The organism is Thiopseudomonas sp. SA1F2-1K (assembly GCF_057443035.1).
Genome location: NZ_CM172014.1, coordinates 769,091 through 787,754, shown reverse-complemented (window position 1 = coordinate 787,754; position 18,664 = coordinate 769,091). Strand labels below are relative to the sequence as shown.

The window sequence follows — 18,664 nt, the reverse complement described above, 5'->3', positions numbered from 1 at the left end:
ATTGACCTGGGGATTTTTTATCAAGCATCACTGAGCTTGCTGTAAGCAAAAGACTTATGCCTACTACATCGCTGCTTTAAAGATCGCGGCCACCTCTTGATCATTTAACTTGCGCGGGTTAGTCACCGCACACACATCCAATTGCGCGTGCTTCACCATTTCTTCAATATCTGACTCCTTCACCCCCAATTCACTCAGGGTTGCAGGAATCCCTACATCTTCTGACAAGCAACGAATCGCTACAATTGCCATTTCTGCAGCTTCACGCAACGGCAGGCCATACACGTTTTCGCCTAAGGCTTCGGCAATGTCCGCATAACGCGCCTGGGCTGCCATCAAGTTAGCTTCACAGACATGCGGTAATAACAACGCATTACATACGCCATGTGGCAAGTTATACATACCGCCCAACTGATGCGACATCGCATGCACATGTCCAAGCCCAGCATTATTAAAGGCCATGCCTGCCAAATACTGAGCATAAGCCATGCGGTCCCGTGCCTCTAAATCATCACCACGGGCCACAGCCACTCGCAGATACTCGGCAATTAAACGCATCGCTTGTAATGCACAAGCATCGGTAATTGGATTAGCCCCCGTTGACACATAAGCTTCTACCGCATGGGTTAAGGCATCCATCCCGGTGGCAGCGGTGAGTGAAGGCGGCATATTGACCATTAAGGCCGGGTCATTAATTGCCAAATCTGGCGTCACGCGCCAATCCACAATCGCCATTTTGACATGATTAGAGGTATTGGTAATTACCGTAAAGCGGGTGATTTCACTGGCGGTTCCCGCAGTTGTATTAATTGCAATAAAGGGCGGTAAGTTTTTTTGGGCTACGTCCACGCCTTGATAATCAGCAATAACCCCACCATTGGCCACCACTAATCCAACGCCTTTACAGCAATCGTGGGAACTTCCTCCACCTAAGGAAATTAGCATATCGCACTGATTAGCTTGATACGCCTTTGCGCCCTGCTCGACGTTTTCATCGGTTGGGTTGGGCACGGTCTCATCAAATACACTGTAACTAATACCAGCAGCATCTAATAAATCAGTTACTTGCTTGGTATAACCTAATTGCGTCATTCCTTTATCCGTCACAATTAACGGTTTTTTTCCACCTAAAGATGTCACTCGATCAGGCAGCTCATTTAGAACGTTCGCTCCAAATAAGGAAACAACTGGCATAAAAAAGCTTGCAGTACTCATAGTTTCGATCTCCTAGATGATTTACTTTGATACCCCTGCAGGTATCTAAGTGCAGTCTACTCTGGTTAGCAGAGCAGACCCTAATCTTAAGCAAAAAACCATTAAACAAAGATTAAACATTAGTGATAGATGTAGATACCCGTACCGCCTACGATGCGCTACAAGACTCGGTCTTGTGGGTGGCGAATACACCTGCTCCCCACACAACCAAAACTTAAAAATATTGAACGTACTTAGGCTAACTTCTTCGCCAAGCGAGATGTAGTGATCAATTCACTGCAGATATTTTATTAAATTCTTTTTCTGCTGCAGCTAATTCACGATTAAAATTACACGGTCGTTTTGCCGTGCTGCCCTTTTGCCCTTGGGGCCGGGGCCTTTGCGTTGAGTTTTTGGCTCCGCAGCCTTTTGGGTTGACTACATTTTTCTTGACTAGGACAGCTGTATGGCTTAATTTTAACGCCAACACGGCCCCTCTCGGTTGACTCTGCTTAGGCAGGTGAAACTGCTGAGGGGTTTTTTATTGCCCGCATTTCCCAGACTTGTTGCCACTTATCTGGAGCTCCCATACTTCTGTGGTTGATGTTTAGATCAGGCATTACGGGAAAGCTTTGTAGGTGTGCCTGCATGCGCACTGACCAACTGGACCGGGGATTGACTACATCCAAGACCTGCTGTGTGATCTTAAGCAGTAAAAAACAACGTGCTCTTGCATGTTCGTTACCTTCAAAGAAGGCAATCCAAGGTAACTCTTGACTGGAAGGCAGCTTAGGTTGGTCCACTATATTCCGATTCCATAGCCTGCTGTGGTGGGCACAAATATTTCTCAGATAGTTCAGACAGCGTAGCCAAGTTGCAAAGATACGGCCATTGTTGAGCCCGTAACGAGTGGCAATTTCATCCTGATCGTTCTCTTGCATGCCATTGAATAATGTCGACAGGCTGCCAAAATCCCAAAGCTCACAGGCCACCCAGATGGCTAGAGGCAAACCGTACTTTTGCTTGTTGTGACGCACAAAGTCTTCTTTGGAACGATTAATCAATTGTGCATGTTTACTAAGCCAAGAGTGGTGCGCTGTAAGCCCATTTTTTGGATCTAGCTTAGTGCTGAATGTTGCATGAAATAAGTTGGGATTTAAGTAGGCGAACGGATCTTTTTTCCCTAGCAGATGCGAAATATCTACGCGCAGAGCAATTTCGATTCTCTCTAACGCATCCAGTGCCAACAGTCGCAGTTGCTTGTCGAACACGTAAAGGTCTAGCGCGTGCTGAAAGTGGGCACCCGCTTGAAATTCATCCAGTACCAAACAACAAACTTTGCCACTTCTGCCTTTATTATCCAGTAGACACAGAGCACCGCTACGCTCACGGAACGGATACCAATAGCCACTCAGACGGTAGTAACCAATGCGTTCCAGATAGTCGAGTGCGCGTGGCTTGTCGGTAACTTCTAGCCCACGTGCAATCAGCTGATCCAATTGTTCAGTAAAACTTATCCAAGGTTTTGTGTATTGCATTTTCCGAGGCTTGATGATGTTGTCTAGGAGCTGAGCTATTTGGTTTCTACTTTATGCCTACAGCAGCAACAAAATAACTCTATATATTGTATGCCAATACAAAATAAGCACTATATATTGTGCTACCTACAGTGAGTCAAGCAGAAAAGCCTATGCTGAATTCTTGACTATTCTGAACACTTTATCGTCCGCGACGTGGACGGTTTGTCTACCTATCTGAAAAAAGTATTTAACGTTTAAGCGCTAGCAGTTTTTACAGAAATCCTTTTTTCTGCCTTTTACCTATGGCAAGCAACCCTCGGGCTAGTGGATGTCAAGAGGCCTAGCATTAATTACCAAGGCTTTTCTGCTATGATAAGGCCACTTTTTTGTTATTAATAAACCCAGTAAGAGCACCGTTATGAGCAGCGAAAAAACCAATCAATCGTGGGGTGGCCGCTTTAGTGAGCCCGTGGATGCCTTTGTAGCCCGCTTTACCGCATCGGTCGACTTTGATCAGCGCCTGTATAAGCACGACATTATGGGCTCTCTTGCCCACGCCAAAATGCTGACTAAGGTCGGCGTGCTCACTGCCGAGGAATGCCAAGCCATTACTGATGGGCTACACGCTATTCTGCAAGAAATTGAAGCCGGCGAATTTGAATGGCGGGTTGATTTAGAAGACGTGCACATGAACATTGAAGCACGCCTAACGGATCGAATTGGCATTACCGGTAAAAAACTACACACCGGACGCAGCCGTAATGACCAAGTGGCAACGGATATTCGCCTATGGTTACGTGATGAAATTGACGCGATTTTAGCTGAAATCACTCGCTTGCAAGAAGGCTTGCTGGGCTTAGCCGAAGCTGAAGCCGATACTATTATGCCAGGCTTTACCCACCTTCAAACCGCCCAACCTGTCACTTTTGGTCACCATTTAATGGCCTGGTTTGAAATGCTCTCGCGCGATTATGAGCGTTTAGTTGATTGCCGCAAACGTACCAACCGCATGCCCTTAGGCAGCGCGGCCTTAGCCGGCACCACCTACCCGATTGATCGCACCATTACTTGCGAGCTGTTAGGTTTTGAGGCGATCTCGGGTAACTCATTGGATGGCGTATCTGATCGTGACTTTGCCATTGAGTTTTGCTCAGCAGCAAGCCTTGCGATGATGCACCTTTCACGCTTTTCAGAAGAATTGGTGATGTGGGCTTCAGCGCAGTTTCGCTTTATTGACCTACCCGATCGCTTCTGCACCGGTAGCTCAATTATGCCGCAAAAGAAAAACCCCGATGTACCTGAGTTAGTGCGCGGTAAATCAGGCCGTGTCTTTGGTGCGCTAATGGGCTTACTCACCTTGATGAAAGGGCAACCATTGGCCTATAACAAAGACAACCAAGAAGACAAAGAACCACTATTTGACGCAGCAGACACCCTGCGCGACAGCCTACGTGCCTTTGCCGATATGGTGCCTGCGATTAAGCCTAAACGTGAGTTTATGCGCGAAGCGGCCATTCGTGGTTTCTCCACTGCAACGGATTTGGCCGACTACTTAGTGGGTAAAGGTTTGCCCTTCCGTGATTGCCATGAAATTGTTGGCTTAGCGGTGCGTTATGGGGTTGAGCAAGAAAAAGACTTAGCCGAAATGTCGTTAGATGAGTTGCGCCAATTTAGCGATAAAATTACCGATGACGTATTTGAAGTACTGACCTTAGAAGGCTCAGTGAATGCGCGTAACCACATTGGTGGTACAGCACCGGCGCAAGTACGCCAAGCTGTCCAGCGCGGACGCGAACTGTTGAGCCAACGCAACTAATCAAGCCACAAGCTTGTTACTTAACTTTCTACGCGGAATGCAGTCCATTGACTTACTGCATTCTGCCCTAGGAGCATCATGATGACTGAGAAATCTAGAGACACCCGTTTTCAAGTATCTGCTGATCGTCACTCTGGCAGCCGCCGAGTACGTTACGTAGAAACCAGCCAAATGAGCGATGGTGAATGCCTATTGTGTCAAATGGATGAAGGCGGCGTGCCAGTAGAATCAGCCTCTCCCCAGGAGTCCCCCGTGTCTGATAGCCCCACCCCTGCCATTGATGAGCAAGATGAAGACAGCTTTGTAGAAAATGAGCTGGAACAAAGTATTGAAAATCAATTGGCCGCCAATAACCCCGAGTTTGTTACGGCGGTATACAACAAGCTGACATTGATCGAAACACCACGCGATGAAATTATCACGCTAATGGCCCAAGTGTTAGCCTGGGAGATTTCTGCGATGCTGGAACAAGACCGTCCATTTGATTTAGTTCGCTATGAGCAAGGCTTACGCGCGTTACCTAGCCTACCCGAAGAGGACTAAATCAGCCGCTCGAACTTTTAAGCATTCAATCGCTCTATAACCTCATCGAATTAATGAGGTTATAGACTATGCAAAAACCTGCTATTACTGCCTACTTACTCAGCTCATTGCTAGCTATTGGTGGCTTAGGCATCAGCAGCCACGCCTTGGCTGATCCACCTTGGCATGCTCACGCCCATGGTAAAGCACACAAACATGAGCATAAAGCTGCTCACAAAGATAAGCATAAATACAAACACCAGCATAAACGTTATAAACACAAACCATCTAAGCACCATCAGCCCTATGCATCTATTGAGCAGCTGAATCGGGCCGCGATCTTGCAGTTACTCTTAGGGCAACCCATACACCAGCCTTACAGCAGTTTGCCACCTGGTATTCAAAAACAGTTAGCGCGCGGTAAGCCCTTACCTCCAGGGCACGCCAAAAAGCTTACACCAGCCTTATACCAGCAGCTCCCTCACTATCAGGGCTATGAGTGGCAACAAGTAGGCAATAATGTAGTGCTGGTCGCTGCCGCCACGGGCTTAATCTACGAAATTTTCCAAAACGTGTTTAACTAATTGCCACTTTTTGCCACTTCCTACTGCTTGCCCGCTTTCTTTAACTGCGCGCAGTAATCTTGAGCCGGCGCAGCAGGTGTGATCCATAGGTAATCAGCCTGCTGTAGGCTCAATGGCGCAGCTCCCTGCTCAACCAAGATCAGCACCTTAAGTTGAGTAGGCTCGGCAGCAGCTGGGGCTAAATCTTTTAAATGTAAAGGCACACCTAAATCTTTGCGTACGTGATAGCTTCCTGCAAGTAAAAGGCTCGGGGTAGCTGCCGCCAAACTCACTTCAGCCATTAAACGATCACGCTGTTGTTGCACCGCTAACATCTTAGGCAGCTGACTGCTCGGTAATTGCTGGCAGTGCGCTTGCGCTATCTGTTGCTGTAATTGCTGCTGCACCTCTGCCGCATTAGAGTGCACACCTGCCAATAATGGAGGCTGTTGATAGATTGCCAGCAGCTGCTCACGGGAAAAGTTAGCCGCCTTAATTGGCGCTGATTGTGCGACGAGGTAACGGATCAATTCGGCATATTGCTGCCAGTCCCAGCCTTGCCACTGAAGCGCCTGGGCTAAGTCGGCTACCTGCTTGCCCTGAGCCAAACGTTGTTGTACTGCAGTAACCAAGGGCTGTTGCTCCTGGTGCAACATCTCCAGCACCACACTGCCCGTTGGTCGCTGGGCTGCTACTGCTTGCAATAACCATAGCTGCGCTTGATGCTGTGCAAGGTTATCGTGCTTTTCACCGATTAATACCCTAGGCACCTTAGCCAACTGCTGCACCAGTGCCTCAGCGGTTAATAATTCGCCGCTGGCAAGATCTATAATAGCTCCCACACTATGGGGTGAAGTAACGCCGGTACTTGGCTGCCAGCTGGGTAAAGGTGGCGCCGATAGAGGCTGTGTAGTTAATTGGCAAGCCACTAAAACTAGGCTTAACCCGAGTATCAGTAAACCTTTCATTAAGCACCTCTAACGACTAATCACCACTGGATGTCCACGTTCAGGATGGGGTTGTACCAACACCTCTAAACCAAACACTTGCTCCACTCGCTGGGCAGTTAATACCTCAGCTGGCGAACCCTGAATGACTATCTGGCCCTGATCCAGTAGCAGCAGTTGGTCACAATAACGAGCAGCTAAGTTCAGATCGTGCAAGATCACCAGCACCGCACCGCCTTGCTCAGCAAACGCGCGAACGGCTTGCAAGGTGCTGTGTTGGTGCAAGGGATCAAGCATTGAGGTTGGCTCATCCAACAATAAGACCTGCCGTCCAGCAACGGGCATTAGTTGCGCTAAGACCCGTGCTAAATGCACCCGCTGCCGCTCCCCACCTGATAACTGCAAGTAATTACGCTCAGCTAAATGGGTGGCATCCACTTGGTGCAATACCTGCTCGATAATCTGTTGATCAACTGCTTGCCCTGTGGTGTAGGGCAAACGTCCCATAGCCACTACTTGCTGCACCGTAAAGCCAAAATTAAGCGTTGAGGTTTGCGGTAATACGGCCAAATGCTGCGCCCGTTGTTGATTATCCCAGTCGGCTAATGGGCTAGCTGCAAACATCACTTCGCCCTGAGTGGGTGTTAACTCACCACACAAGGCGGCTAACAAAGTGCTTTTGCCTGCGCCGTTAGAACCCAGTACACCTGTTATCTGCCCTGAAACTAAGCTCAGATTAATATCCTGCAAAATAGTCTTGCTACCGCGCTTCACCTCTAGCTGCTTGGCACTTAGCATCAGATTCGACTCCGCAGTAATAGATATAAAAAGAAGGGTGCACCAATTAAGGCCGTCACTATGCCAATTGGTAACTCAGCGGGCGCTAAAGCCAAACGCGCAATTAAATCGGCCAGCAATAATAAACTTGCCCCAGCTAAGGCACTGGCTGGCAATAATAGGCGATGATCAGGCCCGACAATTAAGCGCAATAAATGCGGCACCACTAAACCAATAAAGCCAATCATTCCAGCTGCTGCCACCGCAGCCCCTACCCCCAGCGCGGTGATAAAGACCAGCTCACGTTTAAGCTGTTCAGTATTAATCCCTAGGTGTCTGGCTTCAGACTCGCCTAACAGTAAGGCATTTAATGCTTTGGCACTGCGTGGTAACCATAACGCCACACCTATTGTAATGATGAGCAGCGGCCATAATCTGACGTAACTCGCTCCATTTAAGCTGCCTAAATTCCAGAAAGTTAAACTACGTAAGGTGGCGTCATCGGCTAAATAAGTGAATAAGCCAATCAATGCACCCGCCAAAGCAGCCAACGCAATTCCGGCTAATAACATGGTGGCCACATGGGTTTGTCCATCACGCCGCCCCAACCGATACACCATCGCGGTGATCACCAATCCACCAGTGAAAGCACAAATGGATAACACATAAGGCTGCCATAACAGTGGAATATCTACCGAAACTAAGGTGGTGCCAACAATTGCTACCGCCGCACCTAAGGCCGCGCCACTGGATACGCCAATTAAACCAGGATCGGCTAAAGGATTACGAAATAAACCCTGCATTGCCACCCCCGATAAAGCGAGCACAGCACCCACCGCCAGCCCTAATAACGTACGTGGCAAACGAATTTGGCCAATAATTAAGTTGGCTTGCTGCTGCGCTGCATCGGCTTCAGCATAAATACCGAGCAAGTAACCAAGACTTTTTAATACATGCTCAAAGGCCAAACTCACCGGACCTAAAGCCAGTGATAGCAAAAACACGATCAGCAATAACCCAGTTAGGCCAATGAAGATTCCTCGTTCACCAATCATGCTTGTTTATCCATAGTGCAACTCAACCTTACGCCTAGTGCGAGTGGAGGGAATTAACTTACTGACTATTTTGCTGGCTGAGCGCAGGATAAATAATCTGTGACCAGCGCGCGACTTCAGCCGGTAAACGCGGCCCCAGTCCACCAACGAGTAAGGTTGGGTCCATACTGATTACCTGCTGGTGTTGAACTGCTTGAGTTTTGGCCAAACTCGGTAAACTACTCAGCATCGTGGTTAATGCATGCTGTTGCTCCGCCGAGCGATCGGCTATCACTAATACTTCAGGATTTAGCCCCAGCAAAGCCTCGTTGGATAACGCTTTATAACCCCTATGTTGAGCCAGATTTTCTGCCCCTACTTGCTCAATTAGCCAATCGGCCACGGTGTTTTTACCTGCTACTAATGGGCTGCCATGTTGTGCGCCAAACAACATCAGCATCTTGGGTTTGTTCACTGTTGCTTTAGGTGTGGCTTGTGTTAATTGCTGCTCAAACTGTTGCCAGGCTTGATCTGCTGCATCTTTAGCTTGCAACAGCTCACCTAAGCGCAGCAGGTTGGCATTTAATACGGATAGATCAGCATCACTGGGCAAAATTTGCACCTTGACCCCGGCCGCTGCAAGTTGCTCAAGTACCGGCGGTGGCCCCATTTCTTCGGTTCCCAAAACCAGCTGCGGTTTAAGTGCCAATACCCCCTCAGCAGCCAGCTGCCGTTGATAGCCCACACTGGGTAACTGGGTTAGCTGTTTAGGATGACTACTGGTGGTATCCACTCCAACTAACCGGTTTTCAGCTCCTAGCTCTACCACCCACTCCGACAATGATCCACCGACACTAATAATACGGCTCACTGAATCATCGGCTAAGGCAGCGGGTATCGCTAATAGGCTGCCAATGCCTGCCAGCAAAAATGTAAAGCGCTTCATGGTATTTTGGTCTCCATCAGGATTTGCGTATCAGTAATCTGCAATTGGTTAAGCAGTGCCATCAGCTGTAAAAAATCCGCCAACGGGGCTTGTTTATGCAGCGCCAGATCCAGATGCTGCGGTGAATCGCCAATCAGTTGCTGCTTTAGGCTGGCAAAGTCAGTCTGTAAACGGTTGCGGTAATACCATTGCCCAGTCTGATCGAGAATAATCACCTCCCGTCTCTGTTCAGCCGTTGCTGGTGCTAAACTTTCTTCGGTGGCGGGCAAATCAACCGGCATTTCAAGTAGTGGCTGATTGGCCGTTAATAAGAAAAACACCAAGACGATAAAGATCACATCTAACAACGGGGTGAGATCTGGAAGTAACGTATTGTTTGGCGATATGCTGGGCGGTAAACGAATCATGCCCCACTCCAGTTCAAGCCCGGATCAAACTCAGCGGTGGTCTTACCCGGTAATTCAATGGCTAAGCCACTAAGCGCTAGCTGACAGCGATTGAGCAGTACTTGTACTCGCTCTAAATAGCGCTCGGCCCATAAACTAAAGCCTTGCCCTGCAGCTAATGCTGGAATCGCGATGAGCATGCCCCACACGGTGGTATATAATGCTTGCCACAACCCATCAGCTAACACAGCTGGTGTTACGGCAGTATTTTGCTCAGCGATACCGGCAAACATGGTCACCATGCCCAGTACCGTGCCCAACAAACCCAGCATCGGAGCGAGCATGCCAATCATCTGCAAAATACGCAGGTTTTTAATTAAACGTCCGCGTTCTTCTTGCAGCCAGCAGGTAAGCACTTCTTCTCGTTGCTCTGCCATTAACTGGCGATGCTGCTGTAATAACGCCACGCCATAGCGCCAGCCAGCTAAGGTGCTACTGCGCTTTGAACAGGGTGAGTCTTGGGTGATGTTGGCTGTGTTACGGACATTTTTTTCTGCTGAGTTTTCTGCATAGCAGGCCTGACAGGCCGCCACCGTGCGCAGCAGCTTTTTTTGACTCAGTGGCACCAGGCGCAGGAACACACTCAAGCGTTCCAGCACCAAGGCCAAGGCCAACACTGAACACAGCGCTAAAGGCCAACCCAGCGGCCCCATGCTACCAAACCAAGCCGGCATCCTACGCCTCCAGCGCGGGCGTTTGCTCCGCGATTGCGCGCCAGCTTGCCAGCTCTGGAATACCTGGTTTACGCGCACCAAATAACTGCACAATTAAGTTACCCGCGCTATCAAAGGCTTCCCAACTGGTGATTAAGCCATCAGTACTGGGTTTGCGAACGCGCCATAACTGTTTGATCGCATTGACTTTAAGGTGCAAGTTAAATTCAGGATCCAGTACATTAAACCAGTCACCCACCCAACGCAGATTACTCACAGGGCCACTATGAATTTGTACACAATGACGGTTACTGACAAAGACCATAATGGGTACTTGTTGCTCTGCTGCGCGCTCAAATACTTGTGCGATAGCCTCTACTGGTAACTCTTCAGCCCACTGCGAACCGGCTAAACGTAATGCTTGAGTACGCGTGACCTGATGTTTTTGCAGTAGCGCATAAAAGTGATGGGTATCTTTTAGCTCCGACCATTTTTGCTGCAAGCGGTCTTGATCAATTTGTGTATCGGGCAACTCAACCACTGCTGGCGGCTTAGGCTTAAGCTGTAGTTCAGCGGTTTGCTCTGCCGCAGTAAAATCATGGATTAAACGCTCCCAGGCTACGACATCGCTGTCCTCAGTTAAGAACACTTTGTGCACTGCCACGCCTTGATGATCAAAGAACTGGATGCTGCGCTGTACGCCCTGCGCGGTGGCTTCGGCAATCGCAAAGACTGAACTCCAGCCACTAAGAAATAAACGCAAATCAATATCTGCGGACACCACTAAACCCATTTTCTCATTGGGCATAATGCTGGTTTCACGGTACACGCCTTTACGCTCATGCACACAATCTTGATTGCGAGTCAGCGCCATAATTTTGCCAAGACCAGCTAAGGCGGGCAGCAAGGTTTTCCATTGTGGCCGTAAACGTACCGTATCTACCCCTAGGCGACTGGCAACTAACTCCGCTTCCGTCACGCCAAGCGTCTCGGCCACATCACGGGCCCGTAATCTTGGATGAGTTTGCTTAAGCTGTTGCCAAGCTTGATACAGCTCTGGCCCTGTTAAATTTTGCATTTGCTCCTCGGCTGCAACAGTAGCGAGTGTTGTTTGCATAAGGCTCATAGTGACTCCTAGGCTTAACGCCGATGATTTAAAGTGAAATTAACCGGAACCTGCACTCGACTGGCCACTGGCAAGCCCTGACGCAGTTCAGGTAAAAACTGCCAACCCCGTACAGCATTCAGTGCCGCCTGATCTAAGCTACTGACGCCTGAGGACTGGATAATCCGTAATTCTTGCTGTTGCCCTTGGGCAGTTAAACGCACCTCAACCAAGACTTGCCCTTGCTGGTTTTTACGCTTGGCGGAGGCCGGATAGACCGGCGGTTTAGGCTGATGCTTAAATCTTGGTTGCTGACTCAGCACTTCAATTGGCGTGGCCGGCGTGCTTGTTTCAGCCGCGGCGCTATTCAGTGCTGCAGCCGTGGGCGCTCTACCCGCCCGATGAGTGGTTATCGGCTGCGTGCTCTGGGCGACTGAGCGTGGTGCTGCTGCATGATTTACCCTTTCTTGGCGCTCAGGCGTCTTTAATTTAGGCTCAGCGGCTTTGGGCGCAGCAGGTGCCGGCTTCACAACAGCCTTAGACTGCACCTTAGCGGTTGCAGGTGATGCTGGGCTAACAGGTTTTGCTGGTGCCTGGCTTTCTTGCACGGTCAGCGCTGCTTGCATGCTGGGTACGTGCAAAGCGATGAGGGCCACTCTTGCCTGCGTTGCAGAAGCTGACACAGCAGGCAACGACAGGCTCAGCCATAACCAAGCATGTACAGCGCAAGACAATAAAATATAAGCCAACGCTTTGAACATCGTTAAACACAGACTCCCCAAAAAACAAATACTATTAAGAACCATTTGCATTTGACAATCAATAGCGTTTACCGTGTATGGGCAAAATAACTATCTGCCTTACGTCTAACTTCCCTTCAGGAGTTTGTTGTCCATGCGTTTATCCTCTGCCTTTGCTTTACAGCCGTTATGGATTGCTCTGTGTCTAAATCCTTCACTGGTGCACGCTGAATCGCCTAAAAATGCGACTCGCTTAAATGCCGTTACTGTCTCTGCCACTCGTTCTGAGCAAAAAATCAGCGAGGTGCCCAGCGTGGTGTCGGTGCACACTGAGCAAAAAATTGATCAGCAGAACATCAAAAACATTCAAGATTTAATTCGCTATGAACCCGGGTTATCGGTCGGCGGTACCAATAGTCGCTTTGGTTTATCAGGCATTAATATTCGTGGCATGGACGGCAACCGGGTACTCACCCAAATGGATGGCGTCAGTGTGGCGGATAGTTTTTCTTTTGGTGGTTTCTTAAGTGCCCAGCGCGACTACATCGATTTAGACACCATCAAGCAAGTAGAAATTATTCGCGGGCCAGCCAGTTCTTTATACGGCAGTGATGCCTTAGGTGGTGCGATCAGCTTTGTCAGTAAAGACGCACGGGATTATTTAGCCGATGGCAAAAACCATTTTTTCCGTTTAAAAACGGGCTATGACGGCTCCGATGATAGCTGGTTACGTAGCGCCACTCTGGCGGGACAAAGCGGTGACCTTGATGCCCTAGTGCATATTGGGCGACGCAGTGGACAAGCCACCGATAGCCACAGTAAAACTGGCGGCATCGGTAACGCCCGAGGAAAAAGCAATCCGCAAGAATATACCCGCGATAATTTACTGGCTAAGCTCGGCTGGCAGCTTAATGAGCAGCACCGTTTACAATTCACCTATGATCGCTTTGCGCAAGATACGAACACCAATGTCTTAACTAACTACAGTCTCACTGCAGCCACTCGTACCCAGCAAGCTAAAGATACCACCGAGCGTGAACGCTTTAGCCTGCAACATGAATGGCAGTTAGACCAACCATGGTTGGATCGCTTAACCACGCAGCTTAGCCAACAAACCAGTGATACCCGGCAAAAAACCTATGAAGATCGCGTTTCACGGGGTGCGGCCTCTTTCCGTAGTCGTGATTCTAAATACCAAGAAAAACTCTGGGTACTAAACAGTTTGGCGCAAACAGAATTCGCTTGGGGCGCCACTGCGCACCAGCTCAGCTATGGTTTAGAAATCAAGCGCAATAAAAACCGCGATGCACGGCTGGGACAAGAAACCCTGCTCAGCACGGGTATTAGTAAGCCAATGCTTCCGGTTAGTGACTTTCCAGACCCCACCACTAGTGAATACGCCTTATTTGCCCAAGATCGAATCCAGTGGGGTCAGTGGACGTTCTTACCTGGCCTGCGTTATGACTATTACAAAATGCAGCCCCATGCCACCAAGCGTTATCTAAATAGCCAAGCACAAGATGCCAACCCCAGCACCTTTACCGACTCAATGCTGTCACCGAAGCTGGGAGTAACCTATCAACTCAATCCACAACACAGTCTCTACGGACAATACGCCGCAGGCTATCGTGCACCTCAAGCTGTACAAATCTTCGGTGAGTTTGAAAATCCAGGCATGTACCGCACCTTGGCCAACACCCGCCTAAAAGCCGAAACCAGTGACAGTTTTGAGTTGGGATTACGCGCTAACTACGCTCTCGGTAATCTAGACTTAGCTGTGTTTTATAACCGTTACGATGACTTTATTGAGCAAGTCAGCCGCCCCTCTAATAAACCCGGCTATCCCTTTGGCGAGTTTCAATACATCAACCAAGATCGCGTCACTATTTACGGTGCCGAGCTCAAAGGTGAACTGTTCTTAGACGAGGTCGGCTTTAGCGAAGGTTGGCTAGCACGCTCAAGCCTTGCCTATGCTCGTGGTAAAGATAAAAAATCAGGTCAACCGCTTAACAGTGTTGATCCACTGAAAGCTGTATTTGGCTTAGGCTATGAGCAACCCAATGGCACCTTTGGTGGGGATCTTAACTGGACCTTAGTCGCTGCAAAAAATCGCGTGAATACCGAACAACTACCTTCTCAGTTTAAGACTGCTGGTTACGGGGTACTAGACTTAAATGGTTGGTGGCAAATGAGCGAGCAGTTGCAAATCAATGCCGGCTTATACAACCTGACCAATAAACGCTATTGGCACTGGGCTGATATGCGTGGCCTAAGCCAACAAACCGGTGATATTAATAGTGCACGCTTTAGTCAACCAGGACGTTACGCTGCAGTTAATTTAGTTTGGGAAATGTAATCCTAACGTCCATAAAAACGCTCAGTCGCTTATGGCGCCTGAGCGTTTTTAGTTAGCAAGATTAACCAACGGCGCTAAATGACGCTGTGTTTTAAAATGTAAGGGCTGCTGCGTCACTGGATCTGTGAACCACAAGTCGGTAGCTAATAGCTGTAAGGGCGCGCTGAAATTATCCACTTGCTCAGGTAACACCTGAGGATAAAAATCATCATTAATAATGGGCGCGCCTAAACTGGCCAAATGCACTCGTAATTGATGCTTTTTACCTGAAACCGGATACAGCGCATAACGCCAATAATCCGCTTGTTTTTCTGCCACTTCAATGCGCGTTTCACTGTTTGCCTCGCCGGCTACCTCTTGCATGCAAAAGAACGGCTCGCCCTTAACTAAACGAGAGCAATGCACACGTGGAAAACTAAGCTCAGGCAATGGGGCAGCCAAGGCTTCATAACGCTTTTTCACTTGCTGCTCACGAAATAAACGCTGATAGGCATCTCGCGTGGCGGAATTAGTCGAAAATAAAATTAAACCTGCGGTTAAACGATCTAGACGATGAATCGGAGTGAGCTGCGGATTATTTAACTGTCTCATTAGCCGTCGCTGTAGAGTTTCTTCAACGTACACGCCCACCGGACTCACCGGTAAAAAGTGAGGTTTATCCACCACCAATAAATCGTCATTCTGAAACAAAATATCTGCCTGAAACGGCACCGGCGTTTCTTTCGCTACTTCGCGAAAATAATACACCCGCCGCCCTTGCTGATAAGGTGTATCGAGCGCTAAGGGTTGAGCGTCTTGATCTAACACCCGCCCCCGGCTAAAACGCTGTAGCCATTGCTCCGCTGATACTTGGGCAAAATGCTCACATAAAAAAGCATACACCGTAGGCCAATTACCTGCAGGCAGATGCACGCGGCTGGCACCAATCAGCGCAGAGTTATGCCGATGCATTTATGCAATACCTAACAGGCAACAGCTAAAATTAAGCACTGACAGTCAGTGAATGGTACTGGAGGCATCTTCATCCTCATCGTCCAACCAGACTTCGTTTTCCTCTAAGCCCCCCGCTTTTTGTAAACCGGTATGGAACATGGCTTTGGCTACATCAATATAACGCTCTTGCAGAAACGACTTAACTTCTGGGGAAAAGGTTAAGGTCACTAAAGGCTGTTCTTCTTCAGAGCGGCGCAACACAATGCGACCGTCGGATAATTCAACAATTTCTAAAAACGATGACGACATAATTAAGGTTAAACTCTTAAAAAATTATTTTAATAAAACAAAACTGCCCGCGATGGTTAAACCACTGCAGGCAGTTAGCACTTAGCAGCCGTTTACTTTTTACGCTTATCTTCGGCCTGCCATTGTTTTCCATCATAAAAAGCCCGCCAGCCCGTAGCTTTACCCTCCACTTCAGACTGTACGTATTGCTCTTTGTTTTTGCGGCTATAGCGAATAATGGTCGGTAAACCGTCTGGATCCTCAGTTGGCGCACTCATTAGATAGTGGTGTTTTGGATCAATTTCATCCTTATACGGGATAATTTCTTTCACTAAAGGCGCGCGGGTTTCACGTTTTTTTGGAAACTGACTGGCGGCTAAAAATAATCCCGAAGCGCCATCACGCAGGACGTAGGTGTCATCTACCTTCTCACATTTAAGTTCAGGCATAGGCACCGGATCCATCTTCGGTGGCGCTGCTTCACCATTACGCAGCAGTTTACGGGTGTTTTTACACTCGCTATTAGTACAACCAAAAAACTTACCGAAACGCCCGGTTTTCAGCTGCATTTCACTGCCGCACTTATCGCACTCTAGGCTTGGGCCTTCGTAGCCCTTAATCCGGAATTGTCCCTGCTCAACCGCATATCCTTCGCAGTCTGGATTATTACCACACACATGCAGCTTACGGGTTTCATCGACTAAGTAAGCATCCATCGCCGTATCACAAATTTGACAACGACGCTTATGGCGCAAAAGCAACGATTCAGACTCGCCTTCATCATCGGCCGCAATTTCATTACCCGGAACCAAGTTCATGGTTTCTTTGCAGCGCTCTTTAGGCGGCAGGGCGTAACCTGAGCAACCTAAGAATACACCCGTTGAGGCGGTTCGAATCACCATCGGTCGACCACAGGCCTTACATGGTATATCCGTTAAGGTTGGGGTATTTTCTCGCATGCCGCCTTCTTTACTATCGGCCAGCTCAAGCTTTTGCTTAAAGTCGCCATAGAAATCATCCAGCAGGCGTTTCCACTGCAACTGACCTTGCGCGACATCATCGAGCTGCTCTTCCATTTGCGCGGTAAAACCATAGTCCATTAAGTTGGCAAAGCTTTCCCCAAGGCGCTCAGTGACGATATCACCCATTTTTTCCGCATAAAAACGGCGGTTTTGCACGGTGACATAGCCACGATCCTGAATGGTTGAAATAATCGCGGCATAGGTCGAGGGACGACCAATGCCACGCTTTTCTAACTCTCGCACCAAACTGGCCTCTGAGTAACGCGCCGGTGGCTTGGTAAAATGCTGGCTTGGATCAAGCTTTTGTAAGCTCAGCACTTCACCTTGCTGCATATCAGGTAATACAGCATCTTCTGCCGATTTGCCTTGGGGTGGCTGCACCCGAGTAAAACCATCAAATTTCAGAATACGACCCCGAGCACGCAACTCAAACTCAGCCGCCTCAACAGTTAAGCTACTTGAGAGATACTCTGCTGGGGTCATTTGACAGGCCACAAATTGACGCCAAATTAACTCATACAGGCGCTCTGCATCACGCTCCATGCCGCTTAATTGCGTAGGTAAGCGACTCACATCTGAGGGGCGAATCGCTTCGTGAGCCTCTTGTGCGCCCTCTTTACTGCTGTAAACACTGGGTTTAGCCGGTAAATATTTTTTGCCATACTCGCTTTCAATAAAGCCGCGCACCATCTCTATGGCATCTTGCGACAAGTTAGTCGAGTCGGTACGCATATAGGTGATATACCCCGCTTCATACAATCGCTGAGCAAGGGTCATGGTTTTTTTCACCCCAAACCCCAAGCGCGTACTGGCCGCTTGTTGCAAGGTTGAGGTGATATAGGGCGCGGTCGGCTTAGTGCTGGTTGGCTTATCTTCGCGTTTAACTAACTGGTAGGTAGCCGCTTGAAGCTTTGCTAGCGCTACCTTGGTTTGTGCTTCACTGACTGGGCGAAATGCTTTACCTGCCTCACGGGTGACTTCAAAGCGTGCTTGGTTTTTTTCCTGATTGGCCAGCTCAGCGTGTACTTGCCAAAACTCTTCTGGAATAAACGCACGAATTTCTTTTTCCCGCTCGACCACTAATTTAACGGCAACTGATTGCACGCGACCAGCGGATAAGCCACGGGCAATTTTCTTCCATAGCAAGGGTGAAACCATAAACCCTACTACTCGATCAAGAAAACGACGGGCTTGCTGGGCATTGACTTGATCAATATTTAACTCGCCGGGTTCAGCAAAAGCTTGTTGAATGGCTTTTTTGGTGATTTCGTTAAATACCACGCGCTTATAGCGCGTGTCATCGCCACCAATTGCTTCTTTTAAGTGCCAAGCAATCGCCTCTCCTTCTCTATCCAAGTCCGTTGCCAGATAGATGGTGTCGGCATCTTTAGCCAGACGGCGCAGCTCTTCAATGACTTTTTCTTTGCCCGGCAAAATTTCATAGCGGGCCTTCCAACCATGCTCAGGATCAACCCCCATACGCGCTACTAATTGGCGTTGGGCTTTTTCTTGGGGCGTTAATTTAAGCTCTTTAGCGGTGCTGGCTTTCTTTGCACCACCCGAGCCACTGGTTGGCAAGTCTCGAATGTGACCCACACTGGATTTCACAATGTAGTCATTGCCTAAATATTTATTGATGGTCTTGGCTTTAGCCGGGGACTCGACGATAACCAGCGATTTACCCATTGGTTGGTAGTTTCCTAATTTGAATATGCATGGCAGTGATCAATTTTCCACTGCACTAAATAAAATTTGCCACGATATATATAGCGGCTCACAGCTGAGGTCAAGTAATGACCTGC

17 protein-coding genes are annotated in these 18,664 nt (G+C 48.7%); 4 read left to right on the top strand and 13 right to left on the bottom strand.

What is annotated here, in order from left to right:
• Positions 1–63: 63 nt before the first annotated feature.
• Complete coding sequence (locus AC2T15_RS03750) at positions 64–1,215, bottom strand: iron-containing alcohol dehydrogenase (RefSeq protein ID WP_486778767.1); 1,152 nt, start codon at positions 1,213–1,215, stop codon at positions 64–66.
• Between the two features lie 491 nt (positions 1,216–1,706).
• Positions 1,707–2,732 (bottom strand): Abi family protein, encoded by a 1,026-nt coding sequence (locus AC2T15_RS03745; RefSeq protein WP_486778766.1) that lies wholly within the window; start codon positions 2,730–2,732, stop codon positions 1,707–1,709.
• Positions 2,733–3,132: 400 nt separating this feature from the next.
• Here AC2T15_RS03745 and argH point away from each other — a divergent pair, with 400 nt between their 5' ends.
• The 3 genes from argH (at position 3,133) to AC2T15_RS03730 (ending at position 5,636) form a co-directional block, all read left to right on the top strand.
• On the top strand, positions 3,133–4,530 hold the full coding sequence (gene argH, locus AC2T15_RS03740; RefSeq protein ID WP_053108636.1) for an argininosuccinate lyase: 1,398 nt from the start codon (positions 3,133–3,135) through the stop codon (positions 4,528–4,530).
• A gap of 78 nt (positions 4,531–4,608) precedes the next feature.
• Positions 4,609–5,073, top strand: coding sequence for a hypothetical protein (locus AC2T15_RS03735; RefSeq protein ID WP_486778765.1), 465 nt, complete (start codon positions 4,609–4,611; stop codon positions 5,071–5,073).
• 68 nt (positions 5,074–5,141) lie between these two features.
• Positions 5,142–5,636 carry an anti-virulence regulator CigR family protein gene (locus AC2T15_RS03730; RefSeq protein WP_286592815.1) on the top strand — a complete coding sequence of 165 codons (495 nt, stop codon included), beginning with the start codon at positions 5,142–5,144 and terminating at the stop codon, positions 5,634–5,636.
• Positions 5,637–5,656: 20 nt separating this feature from the next.
• On the opposite strand, the gene AC2T15_RS03725 is transcribed toward AC2T15_RS03730, so the two are convergent.
• From AC2T15_RS03725 to AC2T15_RS03690, 8 genes are read right to left on the bottom strand one after another with little or no spacing between them, the layout of a single operon-like run.
• Positions 5,657–6,583: a ChaN family lipoprotein gene (locus AC2T15_RS03725; RefSeq protein WP_486778764.1), complete on the bottom strand. Its 927-nt coding sequence runs from the start codon at positions 6,581–6,583 to the stop codon at positions 5,657–5,659.
• A 9-nt stretch (positions 6,584–6,592) separates the two neighbouring features.
• Entirely contained in the window at positions 6,593–7,360 is a 768-nt protein-coding gene (locus AC2T15_RS03720) for a heme ABC transporter ATP-binding protein (protein ID WP_486778763.1), read from the bottom strand.
• Complete coding sequence (locus tag AC2T15_RS03715) at positions 7,360–8,394, bottom strand: FecCD family ABC transporter permease (RefSeq protein WP_486778762.1); 1,035 nt, start codon at positions 8,392–8,394, stop codon at positions 7,360–7,362. Before AC2T15_RS03715 ends, AC2T15_RS03720 begins: the two co-directional genes overlap by 1 nt.
• Positions 8,395–8,452: 58 nt before the next feature.
• The gene (locus tag AC2T15_RS03710) at positions 8,453–9,319 is read right to left on the bottom strand and encodes a heme/hemin ABC transporter substrate-binding protein (protein ID WP_486778761.1); all 867 of its coding nucleotides are present in this window, start codon (positions 9,317–9,319) and stop codon (positions 8,453–8,455) included.
• Positions 9,316–9,726 carry an ExbD/TolR family protein gene (locus AC2T15_RS03705; RefSeq protein WP_486778760.1) on the bottom strand — a complete coding sequence of 137 codons (411 nt, stop codon included), beginning with the start codon at positions 9,724–9,726 and terminating at the stop codon, positions 9,316–9,318. The genes AC2T15_RS03710 and AC2T15_RS03705 overlap by 4 nt, the downstream gene beginning before the upstream one ends.
• Positions 9,723–10,439: a MotA/TolQ/ExbB proton channel family protein gene (locus tag AC2T15_RS03700; protein WP_053102183.1), complete on the bottom strand. Its 717-nt coding sequence runs from the start codon at positions 10,437–10,439 to the stop codon at positions 9,723–9,725. The genes AC2T15_RS03705 and AC2T15_RS03700 overlap by 4 nt, the downstream gene beginning before the upstream one ends.
• 1 nt (position 10,440) lies before the next feature.
• Positions 10,441–11,535 (bottom strand): hemin-degrading factor, encoded by a 1,095-nt coding sequence (locus AC2T15_RS03695; RefSeq protein WP_414820327.1) that lies wholly within the window; start codon positions 11,533–11,535, stop codon positions 10,441–10,443.
• A gap of 23 nt (positions 11,536–11,558) precedes the next feature.
• Positions 11,559–12,284, bottom strand: a complete 726-nt coding sequence (locus AC2T15_RS03690; protein WP_486778759.1) for an energy transducer TonB — start codon at positions 12,282–12,284, stop codon at positions 11,559–11,561.
• 133 nt (positions 12,285–12,417) lie between these two features.
• Here AC2T15_RS03690 and AC2T15_RS03685 point away from each other — a divergent pair, with 133 nt between their 5' ends.
• A complete protein-coding gene (locus AC2T15_RS03685) occupies positions 12,418–14,619 on the top strand; it encodes a TonB-dependent hemoglobin/transferrin/lactoferrin family receptor (protein ID WP_486778758.1) in 2,202 nt (733 codons plus the stop codon).
• Between the two features lie 48 nt (positions 14,620–14,667).
• Here the strand turns inward: AC2T15_RS03685 and AC2T15_RS03680 are convergent, their stop codons facing one another.
• The 3 genes from AC2T15_RS03680 to topA form a co-directional block, all read right to left on the bottom strand.
• Positions 14,668–15,570 (bottom strand): pseudouridine synthase, encoded by a 903-nt coding sequence (locus AC2T15_RS03680; RefSeq protein WP_486778757.1) that lies wholly within the window; start codon positions 15,568–15,570, stop codon positions 14,668–14,670.
• Between the two features lie 45 nt (positions 15,571–15,615).
• A complete protein-coding gene (locus AC2T15_RS03675) occupies positions 15,616–15,861 on the bottom strand; it encodes a hypothetical protein (protein ID WP_053101593.1) in 246 nt (81 codons plus the stop codon).
• A gap of 92 nt (positions 15,862–15,953) precedes the next feature.
• On the bottom strand, positions 15,954–18,548 hold the full coding sequence (topA, locus tag AC2T15_RS03670) for a type I DNA topoisomerase (RefSeq protein WP_486778756.1): 2,595 nt from the start codon (positions 18,546–18,548) through the stop codon (positions 15,954–15,956).
• Positions 18,549–18,664 lie beyond the last annotated feature (116 nt).